The organism is Pseudomonas sp. B424, from assembly GCF_055408345.1.
Genome location: NZ_JBUZTL010000002.1, coordinates 497,947 through 510,809, shown reverse-complemented (window position 1 = coordinate 510,809; position 12,863 = coordinate 497,947). Strand labels below are relative to the sequence as shown.

The following is a 12,863-nucleotide window of genomic DNA, read 5'->3' as shown; positions in this document are numbered from 1 at the left end:
AGGTAGATCAAGAGCAGATCAAAAACCAAAGCAAAGCAAAGCAAAGCAAAGCAAAGCAAAGCAAAGCAAAGCAAAGCAATAGATTGCGCGATACACAAAACCTGTAGCCGCTGACGAGGAACGACCGCTGCGCGCTCGGACGCAGCCTCGTGCTACTCGTCAGCGGCTACAAGCGAGCAAGATACATTCGAGACCAGCGCGCGCCCATCAACCCGGCGGAATCGTCGCCAGAATGCCGATCCCGATGGTCAGCACCAAAAAGCCGCCTAAAAACCATGCCATCTTGTTCATGAAATTCCCCGTCAAACGTTCGTAATAAAACAGGCGCAGAACATCAGCCGACCACACCCGTGCGTGGCTGTGTACTCACGTCCTCGTCTGTCTCGAAAGGTTGACGGGAATTTTGCGCCGCAAACTGCATACATAACAGTCGCAGATAACGCAAAAAAATACGGATCAGTTGCCCGGCAGGACGAAGTGTTCCGGCACAACGCTGCGTTGATACCCGGCAACGACTGCCTGGCTGAGGCTGACCACTGCTTCATGCAACTCCAGCCCTGCACCGGCGCGCCAACTGGCGTACACCGCAAAGCCCGGCGCGGTTTCGATCGGCAAGGCAATCATCGCGCCGCTTTGCAGTTCGCGGCTGACCAGCACCGGTGGCAAGGCGCCGATGCCGAACCCGTCGGCCACCAGCTTGATAATGGCCGCCACCGAGTTGATGCAACTGATGCGCGGCGTGGCAATGCCCTGCTGGTGCAGAAAATTGAGCATGTCCTGATGTGGCCGCGACAAGCGCGAAAAGGTCAGCAGCCGCTCCTGACATAGATCCGCCAGGCTGTCGTAGCTGCGATTGAGTGCAGCATCCTTGGCAACAATCCAGCTCAGGGGGTAACTGGCCAACTGCACATTGCGCACACCATCGGCGCGTAACAGATCCGTCTGGAAGATCAGATCCAGCTGGCCCTTGAGCAGTTGTTCATTCAGATTAAGCGCCGTATCAGCCGTAAGCTCGACCTCGACCTGGGGGTAATCACGGCTCAACGCGCTGATCAGGTCACCCAGCCAGCTGTGAATGACGGTGTCCATCACTCCGATGCGCAGGCGCCCGGCGAAGCTGTCCGCCTGGCCCAGGGACTGAAGCAGGCGCTGTTGGGTGGCGAGCATCTCTTCGGCATAGCCCAGCACTTGATGGCCCTCACGGGTCAGGTTCACCCCTCGAGAGTCGCGCTGGAACAACTGCACCCCAAGCTCGGTTTCGAGGACTGAAATGCGACTCGATATGGCCGCCTGGGTACTTGAAAGCTTTTCGGCGGTCAGTCGAAAGCTGCCAAGACGCGCCACCCAGACGAATGTCAGAAGAAATCGCATGTTCATACAGGACGCCTCACCCAATCAAAACCAGGCCATCACTGTAAACCCTTGCCGCAACCTCAAGCCAGTCGGCTTAAGTCGGTGATTGGTAAAACTTTTTTGTTCAGCGGTGACAACTTTTATTTACTGGACGCACGACCCAAAGCCACCAAACATGACGGGCAATGACCCTTGGGCGTCAAAAATAAAAAAACACGCTGAGTCCGGCAGCGTACCGATTTTTCGAAAGTGTGCCTGACCGCTTTCGTCTTGCTCTCACCAGCCTGCCCTGGTGCTGCGGCAATCAGCTAAGGGATTCCCCCCTCATGCAAACAGTCGTAAATCTTTGGCCCTTGATTGGCGTGTTCGTCATCATCATTGGCTTTGTGCTGCGCTTTAACCCACTGCTTGTGGTAAGCGCCGCCGCTATCGTCACCGGCCTTGCTGCCAATTTCCCGCTGGAAAAAATCATTACCCTGATGGGTGAGGGCTTTCTGCAAACCCGCGCCCTGCAACTCATCCTGCTCTTGCCCCTGGCCGTGATCGGCCTGCTGGAACGCCATGGCCTGCGCCTGCACGCCCAAAACTGGATCGCCGGCTTTCAGCGCGCAACCGTCGGGCGTTTGCTGATCATGTACCTGTTCGTGCGTGAAACCACCGCGGCCGTGGGCCTGACCAGCCTGGGCGGGCATCCGCAGATGGTGCGACCGCTGCTGGCGCCGATGGCCGAAGGGGCCGCCGAGAACAAGTTCGGCAAGCTGCCTGCTCCGGTCCGCCAAAAAGTGCTGGCCATGTGCGCGGCCACCGACAATATCGGCCTGTTCTTCGGTGAAGACGTGTTTGTGGCCTTTGGTGCGATTGCCCTGATGCACACCTTCCTGCTGGGTTCGGGGCTTGATGTCGAGCCGCTGCACATTGCCTTCTGGGGCATTCCCACCGCTATTTGCGCCTTTATCGTGCATGCGCTGCGCCTGTATCGCTTCGACCTGATGCTGTCACGCAGCATGGCCGAAGTCGCCCAAGAACAAACAGACGCAGACGCTTCCAAGGAACTGGCACGATGATTATTTCAATCGAGTACTTCTACTGGCTGGCCGGCGCTCTGTTGCTGATCACCGCGGGCATGATCGTGAGTGATCGCACCCACCCCAAACGCTGGACCAGCGGCCTGTTCTGGGCGCTGTTTGCCATGGTGTTTTTGATTGGCGATCGTCTGTCGCCGTTTGTGGTCGGTGTGGGCGTGCTGGTGATGGCCGGTATTGCGGGCATCGGCGGTGTTGGCCGTGGCAGCCACGCCGAGCTGCATATCAAGGCCGCCCGGGCCAGCGCTGGCCGCCTGGGCCACAACCTGTTTATCCCGGCGCTGTCGATTCCACTGGTCACCGTCATCGGCTCCATCCTGCTCAAAAACACCCAGATCGGTGGCGTGCCGCTGCTCGACCCCAAGAACACCACCTTTGTGTCCCTGGGTATCGGTTGCATGGTGGCGCTGGTGCTGGCATGCATCCTGACCCGCGACACACCGCTGCAGGGCCTGCGTGAATCGCGCCGCCTGACCGAAGCGCTGGGCTGGACCATGGTGCTGCCGCAAATGCTGGCCATGCTTGGCCTGCTGTTCAATGACGCCGGGGTCGGCGCCGCCGTTGCCCACGTCACCACGGCCTACATCAACATGGACTATCGCCTGGTAGCGGTGATGGTTTATGTCCTGGGCATGGCGCTGTTTACCGTGATCATGGGCAACGGCTTTGCTGCGTTCCCGGTGATGACAGGCGGTGTCGGCGTGCCGGTACTGGTGGGGATCTACGATGCAAACCCCGCGGTCATGGCGGCAATCGGCATGTTCTCCGGCTATTGCGGCACCCTGATGACGCCGATGGCAGCCAACTTCAACATCGTGCCCGTTGCGCTGCTGGAGCTGCCGGACAAATACGCCGTGATCAAGGCTCAAATGCCCACCGCATTGATCATGCTGGTGGTCAATATCGTGCTTCTTTATGTACTGATGTGAGGCCCCGATGCGCACTGTGCTACTGACCGGTTTCGAACCGTTTGACCAAGACACCATCAACCCGTCCTGGGAGGCCGTGCGCCCTCTGGACGGCACCCTGGAGGGCGATGTGCGCATCGTCGCCCGCCAGTTGCCTTGCGCTTTTGCCCAGGCACCCGAGAGGCTGCAACAGCTACTGGACGAATTCGGGCCAGAGCTGGTGATCGCCGTCGGGCTGGGCCCCGGCCGTGCGGACATATGCATCGAGCGGGTGGCGATCAACCTCAACGATGCCCGCATCCCCGACAACCTCGGCTATCAGCCGATCGACACCCCGGTCGTGGCACAGGGCCCTGCGGCGTATTTCAGCACCTTGCCGATCAAGGCAATGGTGCGAGCCATAAGAGCTGCTGGCATTCCTGCGTCGGTGTCGCACACCGCAGGCACCTTTGTGTGCAATCAGGTGTTCTATTACCTGCAGCATGTATTGGCCGCAGCCGCGGTACGCAGTGGCTTTATCCACGTCCCGGCACTGCCGCAGCAAGCGGTGCTGTGCGGCGGGCCGTCCATGGCACAGGCGACCCTCGTTGAAGGGCTGCGCATTGCCGTGATCTCGGCGCTGAATACCACAGACGATGTGCTGGAAAGCGGTGGGCAGATTAGCTGAAACCGCAGCGGCAACTGCGGGCAGTCAATGCCCGACAGCTGCCGTACCTGCTTGTCTCTGGCCATGGGGGAAACCATGGCGGCGGGCGTTGAACACGATCCATAGCCCCGCCAGCGCCAGCGTCAGCAATACCCACGGGAAAACCCCGACCCCGACTTGCTCGAGCAACACGCCACCGGTCAATGCCCCGGCGGCAATGGCGCTGTTCCAGACCACCACGTTCATCGACAGCGCAACATCAGCGCCCTCGCCCGCGGCATCCGCCAATGCGGTTTGCAGCAGGGTGGCGGAGCCGCCAAAAGACAGCCCCCAGATGAAAGTCCCGATGTACACCACGGCCGCCGACTGGGCGGACAACCCGAACAGCAGCGAGATCGCGGCAAAGGTCGCCAGGCTCGCCAGCACCGCTTTGCGCAGGTGCCGATCCACCAGCCGGCCGGTCAACCAGATCCCCAGCAACGCCGCCAGCCCGAAGACCAGCAACACAAGATCCACATCATTGCCCAGGCCCGCAGGGGTCACAAAAGGCGCGATATAGGTATAGAGAATGTTGTGTGCCAGCATCCAGGCCAGCACCACTGCGAGCACGGAGCGCACGCCCGGGGTCAACAGCACCTGGCGCAAGCCGATACGTTGCGATGCCGCCTGCCCCGGATAATCGGGCACCTTGACCACGACCCATACGATCAGCACCAGGGTCAATGCCGATATCAGGCCAAATGCCGTGCGCCAGCCCACCAGCGCCCCCAGCCAGGTACCCAGCGGCACACCCAGCGAAAGCGCAATGGGCGTGCCCACCATCGCTACCGCCATCGCCCGCCCCTGCAAGTGCGGCGCGACCATGCGCCGTGCATAACCTGCCAGCAGGCTCCAGGCCAGCCCGGCGGATGCACCGGCAAAAAAGCGCGCAACCAGAGTCACGCCATAGTCTGTTGAGCTCGCGGTAATCGAGTTGAACAGCAAAAAGCCGACAATCGTCAGCAGCAACACATTGCGCCGGCGCCAGCCCTGGGTCGCGATGGTCAGCGGGATGGCTGCCAACAGAGATCCCAGCGCGTAAACCGTGACCATCTGCCCGGCCAGTGCGGATGACACTTCAAGACCATGGCTGACTTGCGGCAGCAGGCCAGCGGGCAAGGTCTCGGTGACGATGCAGATAAAGCCGGTCATGGCCAGCGCCAGCAGCGCGCCCATGGGTAATCGTTCGCAGGTGTTTTGCTCTGACGCCATCACGTGTTCCAACCTTGTCTAGTTATATATCGATAGGTACAAATGTAGGCTGTCGGGAAAGTGTTGGTCAATGACTTTTGTATCGAATAGTATTTATGTCTCGAAACGAAGGAGATTCCAATGGCGCAAATGGGACGCCCGCGTACGTTTGACCGTGACGCGGCAATCACTCAGGCCATGCACCTGTTCTGGGAGCACGGGTACGATTCAACGTCGCTCAGCCAGCTCAAGGCGAATATTGGCTCCGGCATTTCCGCACCCAGTTTCTATGCGGCTTTCGGCTCCAAGGAAGCCCTGTTCAAGGAGGTGATGGAGCGCTATCTGAACACCCACGGCAAAGTGACCGAAAGCCTGTTCGACCCCCGACTGCCCCCGCGCGATGCCATCGAAAGAACATTGCGCAGTTCCGCCAAAATGCAGTGCGGGACCGATCACCCGCGTGGCTGCCTGGTTGCCCTGGGCCTGATGAGTGCCAGCTCACCACAGACCCTGGAGATTTGCGCGCCGCTGGCCCAGGCCCGTGCCCGCAATCGCGCCGGATTTATTGCCTGTGTTGAACGCGGGATCAATGCCGCAGAGCTGTCGGCACACACCGACCCGGTTGCACTGGCCACGGTGTTCGAAAGCTTTTTGCTGGGGCTGACCACCCTCGCCCGCGATGGCGTGCCCCACGCCGTTCTGGATGCAGCAATCACGCAGGTCCTTGGCGCCTGGGATGCACACGCGAACAACTTGAGGTTATCGCCCAATCAGCATTCGTCATTGGGCAGCGCCCCTGACAAAACCTAGAGTGGGCGCCAGATCAATGCCTGATCCTGTGGACGCCGGGTTGCCGGCGCCCACAGTAAATGTTCGGTGAGCACAAAAATCGCCACCCATTCTTTATAAGGACATGTATATGACACGCATCACCGGCCAAAACTTTATTGGCGGTCAGCGCAGTAGCGCCGGTACCGTTCACCTGCAAAGTGTTGATGCCAGCACCGGTGAAGCGCTGCCCTGCCACTTTGTCCAGGCCACCGAAGCCGAAGTGGATGCCGCAGCCCTCGCGGCCAGCGCTGCGTTCCCGGCCTTTCGCAGTTTGCCGGCGGCCCGGCGTGCCGATTTCCTTGAGGCCATCGCCGACGAACTGGACGCGCTGGCCGACGATTTCGTGACCATCGTCTGCCGGGAAACCGCCTTGCCTGCCGCCCGTATCCTGGGCGAGCGCGCACGCACCAGCGGGCAAATGCGCCTGTTCGCCAACGTGCTGCGGCGCGGCGATTTTTACGGGGCACGCATCGATCAGGCACAGCCGGATCGCCTGCCGCTGCCCCGTGCCGATTTGCGTCAGTGCCGCATTGGCGTGGGGCCGGTAGCCGTGTTCGGGGCCAGTAACTTCCCGTTGGCGTTCTCCACTGCCGGCGGCGATACCGCATCGGCACTCGCGGCCGGTTGCCCGGTGGTGTTCAAGGCCCACAGCGGGCACATGGCAACCGCAGAACAGGTGGCGCTTGCCATTGTGCGCGCGGCTGAACGCACCGACATGCCCGCCGGCGTGTTCAACATGATCTACGGCGCGGGCGTAGGCGCTACGCTGGTCAAGCACCCGGCGATTCAAGCCGTCGGTTTTACCGGGTCTTTGTCGGGGGGCCGCGCCCTGTGCGACATGGCCGCTGCACGGCCGCAGCCGATCCCGGTATTTGCCGAGATGTCGAGCATCAACCCGGTGCTGGTGTTGCCACAGGCGCTGGTCGCTCGCGGGGAGCAGATTGCCCGGGAGCTGGGCAGTTCGGTGATGCTGGGCGCAGGCCAGTTCTGCACCAGCCCGGGTCTGGTGCTGGGCATCCGCTCTCCCGAGTTCAGTGCCTTTATCGCATCACTCAGCCAGTTCTTCAGCGTCCAGCCCGCGCAGACACTGCTCAATGCCGGGGGGCTGGTCAGTTACAGCAAAGGCATCAAGCGCCTGATCGAAGTCGATGGTATTCGTCACCTCGCAGGCGCGCCGCAACAAGGCAACCAGGCCAGCCCGCAACTGTTCCAGGCCAATGCCAGCCTGCTGATCGGTGGCGCAGAGGTGTTGCAGGAAGAGGTATTCGGGCCCGCTACCCTGGTGATCGAAGTCGCGGACAAGGCGCAACTGTTGCAGGCGTTGCAAAGCCTGCACGGCCAACTGACTGCCACGCTGATTGCCGAGCCCGGCGACTTGCAGGCGTTCGCCGATGTAGTGCCGGTGCTTGAGCACAAGGCCGGGCGTCTGCTGCTTAACGGTTACCCGACCGGCGTCGAGGTGTGTGACGCGATGGTGCATGGCGGGCCTTATCCGGCGACATCCGACGCCCGTGGCACCTCGGTCGGCACCCTGGCCATTGACCGCTTCCTGCGCCCGGTGTGCTACCAGAACTACCCCGACAGCCTGTTGCCGGATGCGCTCAAAAACGCCAACCCGCTGGGTATTGAGCGGCTGGTCAACGGTACGCACAGCAGCGGCCCACTGGCCTGATTGCGATCAATGGTCTGCGGCGTAAATCACCGTCCGGGCACTGTTGCCCGCCGCGTGTTTGAGGGTGAAGTAGGTGTCGCCCTCATCGGTGAGAATCTCGTAGCATGCCTTGCTGGCTACGCGATTGCTGACGCTGACGTGCTTGATGATTTTCAGCACCCGCTGGAATTTCACGGTCTGGGTGCCGTTGTGCCCAGGCCCCGTCAACACATTCACGCTTTGGAACCAGCCCCGGTTTTTCTTGTTCGACACCAGGGTGCTGGTCAGTGCTTCAAAGCGTTCCAGCCGGGTAAAGCCCCACAGCGTCGGTTCCTCGACCGGTTTGCCCAACGCGCCGATACCGGTAAATACGAACAGGTTGATGGCAGGAGTGTCTTCGCAGAAAAAATCACAAGGCACCAACCCATCGACCATTTTCTTGCCGGGAACAAAGCCTTTTTTATGCACCAGAAACATGCCCACCTCCACTCAATATTGAGCGAAAAGTCTACTGGACCGTGGCGTACAGGGCCGTCAAGGCAATGTAATTTCGGGTAAAGATCACCCCGGCCGCTGACGAGGTCAGGCATTACACGGCAAGAAGATTTCTACGTTCAGCCCGCCACAGGGCTGGTTACTCGCCCAAATCGTGCCGCCGTGCATCTCCACCGACCTTGAGGCGATGGCCAGGCCCAGGCCGAAACCGGTGCCAGCCTCGTTAACGCCGCGCTCGAACGGATCGAAAATACGCTGCAGCCGCGATTCTTCGACGCCCGGCCCATGATCGGTAATCCGCACCGTCAGGCTGCTCGCGTCGTGATTGAGCCAGGCCACCACCTGCACCGAGGTGTCGGGGCGCGTATAGCGCACGGCATTGCGGATGACGTTATCAAAACACCGATACAACAATTCGCCGCTGGCCCGACTGACAAAGACCGGGCATGCATGCAGGCTGACCCGGCAACCTTTGATCTGCGCTTCAAACTGTGCGTCTTCGATGGTCAGCGCCAGTATGTCGATGATATCGACCGGCTCGCGCTCGATACTCTCCGGCCGCCCCTGCACCCGGGCCAGGGTCAGCAACGCTTCGATCAGGGTATCCATGCGCATCGATTCGCGCTCAATACGCTCGACCATGTCTTCGCGGCCCGGGTTTTGCTGTAGCAACCCGATGGCCACCTGCATGCGGGTCAGTGGTGAACGCAATTCGTGGGAGATGTCGTGTAACAGGTGTTGCTGGGCTTGCACCAGCTGTTTCAGTTGGTTGGCCATACGGTCGCAGTCTTCGGCCAGATCGACGATTTCATCGCGCCGCGCGCCCATGATCGGCTTGACCCGGGTTTCGAAGCGACCTTGGGCCACATCGCTCATCGCCCGCCGCAGATACGCCAGCGGCCATGTCAGATAAAAGGCCATAAAGCCGCTGAACAACGCGCTCATCACCGTGCCGATCAACAACAGCATCAACCCCGAAGCCCTCGCTCCGATGCCATTATCCGGCCCACCCGAGGACCTGAGCGACAAAGTGTGGCCATCTTTGCAGATGATTGCGCGCTCAAAAACCGGGTGCAGGACCGGCATGCCAGCCAGCAGTTGGCCGGCGCTGTCATAGACCGCAATGGATTCGTCGGCGGGGTCGTGCCACACATCCAGCAGTTGCTTGCCCGCCTCGATACCGAACTGGCGCAGCAACTGTTCCTCGCTTTCAAGAAGGGTATCCAGATGAGGAGTGCCAGCCCCTGCCCGGCTCAACGTCACAATGCCGATACCGACAAAAAACGTCAGGCTGGTGGCCAGCCAAAAGGCCAGAAACAGCTTCCAGAACAGCCGGCTGGATTGCATCATTCCGCGATCAACAGGTAGCCGAGCCCACGCACGTTCTGAATCCAGGCCTTGGCGTCAGAGCGCGGGCCGAGCTTATGCCGGATGCTGCTGATGTGCACATCAATACGCCGGTCGTAGCGGGTCAGGGGGCAACCCAGGGCATTGAGCGACAAGTCCTGCTTACTTACCACTTGCCCGGCATTGCGGGCCAATTCTTCGAGCAAGCTGAATTCGGTACTGGTCACACCCAGCTCACGGCCCTGCCAAAGCGCCTGACGCTTGCCGGGCCACAACGCCAGCTGGCCGGTCTTGACCACCTCGGTGCTCGCCTGCCCCATCGGTCGTACCCGACGCATGATTGCCCGTAAACGCGCCACCAGTTCGCCCGGCGTGCTGGGTTTGGGCACGTAGTCATCGGCACCCAGTTCCAGGCCGGTTATCCGGTCAATGTTGTCACCACGGGCGGTGAGCAATACCACCGGCACCTGGCTGCGGGCCCGAATGCGCCTGAGCACCTCGATCCCCGACAGTCGCGGCAGCATCACATCCAGCACCACAATGCCGTACTGCCCGGACAACGCGCGCGCCTCGCCCTCTTCGCCGGTATGTACCGCGGTCACCTCAAAACCTTCACGCTCCAGGTATTCGCTGAGCAAACCGGTCAGTTCCTGGTCATCGTCGACAAGCAATACACGGATCATGGCGATCTCTTGAAGGGGGGGATCGGCGCATTATCAGCATTACCAAACGTAGCGTCATTCCCTGCAGCCAACTTTTACCTAACTTGACACTCGGTTAACCGCACCAAACGGCCCGAACTTTTATGCTTGACCTCCACCAGCCTGCTTGCCCTGCGGTATGTCGTCTTGCTGAGCCATATCCGCGCCCGCTTACGCTGCTTGTCGATGTGTCCTGGATAAAAGGTCTAAATGAACTTTCCGCGCCTGCTCTGCTCGGTTGCACTGCTGCTCAATGTCACACTTGCGCATGCCCAAGGTTTCACGATTACTGATATTCGCATCGACGGCCTGCAGCGGGTTTCTGCAGGCAGCGTGTTCGCCGCCCTGACATTGAACGTCGGCGAACAGGCGGATAAGCAGCAGTTGTTGGCGTCCACCCGTTCACTGTTCAAGACCGGTTTGTTTCAGGACATTCATCTGGGGCGCGACGGCGACGTTCTGGTGATCAAGGTTGTCGAACGGCCGTCTGTGGCCAGCATCAACATTGAGGGCAACAAGGCCATTTCCACCGATGACCTGATGAAGGGCCTCAAGCAGTCCGGGCTGGCCGAGGACGAAATTTTCCAGCCAGCCACCCTGCAAGGAGTACGTAATGAGTTGCAGCGCCAGTATGCAGCCCAGGGCCGCTATTCGGCCTCGGTGGACGCCGAAGTAGACGCACAGCCGCGTAACCGCGTCGGCCTGAAGATCAAGATCGACGAAGGCCAAGTGGCGGCGATCAAACATATCAATGTGTTGGGCAACACCGTCTTCGACCAGAGTGAACTGAACGATCAGTTCACCCTCAAAATCAGTCACTGGCTGTCGTTTTTCAAGAACGATGACAAGTACTCCCGCGAGAAGCTGTCCGGTGATCTCGAGCGTCTGCGCTCGTACTACCTGGACCGCGGCTATATCAACATGGACATCGTGTCGACCCGGGTGTCCATTAGCCCGGACAAGAATCAGGTATTTATCACCGTCAATATCAACGAAGGCGCTAAGTACACGGTGCGTGACGTCACGCTGCAGGGCGACCTGAAAGTGCCGCACGATCAGTTGAGCGCGTTGCTGCTGGTGCATAAAGGCCAGGTGTTTTCACGCAAGCTAATGACCTCGACCTCGGACCTGATCACCCGCCGCCTGGGGAACGAGGGCTATACCTTTACCAACGTCAACGCGATGCCGACCCCGAACAAGGACGACAATACTGTGGATATCGTGTTCGCGGTTGACCCGGGCAAGCGCGTTTACGCCAACCGCATCGACTTTCGCGGCAATACCAAGACCGAAGACCGGGTATTGCGCCGCGAGATGCGGCAAATGGAAGGTGGCTGGGCTTCGACTTACCTGATCGAGCAGTCCAAAACGCGGCTTGAGCGTTTGGGCTACTTCAAAGCAGTGAACGTTGAAACACCGGCAGTGGCGGGTGTCGACGATCAGGTGGATGTGAACTACAGCGTAGAAGAACAAGCTTCCGGTTCGATCACCGCCAGTATGGGTTTCGCCCAGGACGCTGGCTTGATACTCGGCGGTTCGATCGCTCAGAGAAACTTTCTGGGCTCAGGCAATTCCGTCAGTTTTGGCTTGACCCGCTCCAAGCACCAAAGCAGATACAACTTCGGTTTTACCGACCCGTACTTCACCAAGGACGGAGTGAGCCTGGGCTACAACGCGTTCTACAACAAAACCGACTACAGCAAGTACCGCAACAAAATTTTGTCGTACTACTCCCTCAACAGCTACGGCGCTGGGGCCACACTGGGCTATCCGATCAATGAAACCTCGCGACTGAGTTTTGGCCTGACCCTGCAACGCGACAGCATTGAGCCCGGCACCTACAGTGCCGATGAGATCTACGATTTTATCCACCGCGAGGGCAATCAATTCACCAACTTAAAGACCAGCCTGGGCTGGTCGGAGTCGACCCTGAACAGGGGCATCCTGGCAACCCGCGGCTATTCGCAAAACCTGGAACTGATGATGACGCTGCCCGGCAGCGACCTGGGCTTTTACAAGGTCGACTACTCCGGCCAGACCTTCCTCCCCGTCAGCACCGCCACCTCGCTGCGCTTTCATACCAAGCTGGGGTATGGCAACAGCTACGGTTCCACCGACGGCCTGCCCTTCTATGAAAACTACACCGCTGGTGGTGAAGGCAAGGTGCGCGGTTTCCAAAGTGGCACTCTGGGACCGCGCAACACTGCAGCCACCGGCACCTACTCCAACAAGGGCCAGAAGTATTACTCTGACCGCGACTCCCAGGCTCTGGGCGGCAATATCATGATTACCGGCGGGGTCGAATATCTGTTCCCGCTGCCCTTTATCAAAGACAGCAAGTCCCTGCGCACCTCGTTGTTCTGGGATGTGGGCAGCGTGTACTCGAGCAAGTGCTACCTGAGCACCACTACTGGCTGCGACGGTGTGGACTTCGGCCAGATGGCCAGTTCCCTGGGTGTGGGCGTCGTCTGGTACAGCGCGATGGGCCCGCTGAGCTTCAACCTTGCGTTCCCGATCCGCAAACCCAAAGACGCCGAGACCCAGGTATTTCAGTTTTCCCTGGGGCAGACGTTTTAAAAAACAGCACGGGATACCTTGACCGGCAACAGAGAATCTACA

Annotated in this window: 11 protein-coding genes; 6 read left to right on the top strand and 5 right to left on the bottom strand. The window is 59.9% G+C overall.

Going from position 1 to position 12,863, the window contains the following annotated elements; all coding sequences use genetic code 11:
* Window positions 1-456: 456 nt before the first annotated feature.
* Window positions 457-1,377 carry a LysR family transcriptional regulator gene (locus tag ACZRMS_RS04650; protein ID WP_463994333.1) on the bottom strand — a complete coding sequence of 307 codons (921 nt, stop codon included), beginning with the start codon at window positions 1,375-1,377 and terminating at the stop codon, window positions 457-459.
* A gap of 302 nt (window positions 1,378-1,679) precedes the next feature.
* Between ACZRMS_RS04650 and ACZRMS_RS04645 the strand changes: the two genes are divergently transcribed.
* The 3 genes from ACZRMS_RS04645 to pcp are packed head-to-tail and all read left to right on the top strand — an operon-like array spanning window position 1,680 to window position 4,010.
* On the top strand, window positions 1,680-2,417 hold the full coding sequence (locus ACZRMS_RS04645) for a DUF969 domain-containing protein (protein ID WP_463994332.1): 738 nt from the start codon (window positions 1,680-1,682) through the stop codon (window positions 2,415-2,417).
* A complete protein-coding gene (locus ACZRMS_RS04640; RefSeq protein ID WP_463994331.1) occupies window positions 2,414-3,364 on the top strand; it encodes a DUF979 domain-containing protein in 951 nt (316 codons plus the stop codon). The genes ACZRMS_RS04645 and ACZRMS_RS04640 overlap by 4 nt, the downstream gene beginning before the upstream one ends.
* Window positions 3,365-3,371: 7 nt before the next feature.
* Window positions 3,372-4,010 carry a pyroglutamyl-peptidase I gene (pcp, locus tag ACZRMS_RS04635; protein ID WP_463994330.1) on the top strand — a complete coding sequence of 213 codons (639 nt, stop codon included), beginning with the start codon at window positions 3,372-3,374 and terminating at the stop codon, window positions 4,008-4,010.
* A gap of 24 nt (window positions 4,011-4,034) precedes the next feature.
* On the opposite strand, the gene ACZRMS_RS04630 is transcribed toward pcp, so the two are convergent.
* Complete coding sequence (locus ACZRMS_RS04630; protein WP_463994329.1) at window positions 4,035-5,240, bottom strand: MFS transporter; 1,206 nt, start codon at window positions 5,238-5,240, stop codon at window positions 4,035-4,037.
* A gap of 120 nt (window positions 5,241-5,360) precedes the next feature.
* Between ACZRMS_RS04630 and ACZRMS_RS04625 the strand changes: the two genes are divergently transcribed.
* Window positions 5,361-6,029: a TetR/AcrR family transcriptional regulator gene (locus tag ACZRMS_RS04625; protein ID WP_463994328.1), complete on the top strand. Its 669-nt coding sequence runs from the start codon at window positions 5,361-5,363 to the stop codon at window positions 6,027-6,029.
* A 109-nt stretch (window positions 6,030-6,138) separates the two neighbouring features.
* Complete coding sequence (locus ACZRMS_RS04620) at window positions 6,139-7,722, top strand: aldehyde dehydrogenase (NADP(+)) (protein ID WP_463994327.1); 1,584 nt, start codon at window positions 6,139-6,141, stop codon at window positions 7,720-7,722.
* A gap of 6 nt (window positions 7,723-7,728) precedes the next feature.
* On the opposite strand, the gene ACZRMS_RS04615 is transcribed toward ACZRMS_RS04620, so the two are convergent.
* The 3 genes from ACZRMS_RS04615 to ACZRMS_RS04605 form a co-directional block, all read right to left on the bottom strand.
* Complete coding sequence (locus ACZRMS_RS04615; protein ID WP_463994326.1) at window positions 7,729-8,178, bottom strand: hypothetical protein; 450 nt, start codon at window positions 8,176-8,178, stop codon at window positions 7,729-7,731.
* Between the two features lie 105 nt (window positions 8,179-8,283).
* Window positions 8,284-9,546, bottom strand: coding sequence for a sensor histidine kinase (locus ACZRMS_RS04610; RefSeq protein WP_463994325.1), 1,263 nt, complete (start codon window positions 9,544-9,546; stop codon window positions 8,284-8,286).
* Complete coding sequence (locus ACZRMS_RS04605) at window positions 9,543-10,226, bottom strand: response regulator (protein ID WP_463994324.1); 684 nt, start codon at window positions 10,224-10,226, stop codon at window positions 9,543-9,545. The genes ACZRMS_RS04610 and ACZRMS_RS04605 overlap by 4 nt, the downstream gene beginning before the upstream one ends.
* Window positions 10,227-10,454: 228 nt before the next feature.
* On the opposite strand from ACZRMS_RS04605, the gene bamA reads away from it, so the two are divergent.
* Entirely contained in the window at window positions 10,455-12,821 is a 2,367-nt protein-coding gene (gene bamA / locus ACZRMS_RS04600) for an outer membrane protein assembly factor BamA (RefSeq protein ID WP_463994323.1), read from the top strand.
* Window positions 12,822-12,863 lie beyond the last annotated feature (42 nt).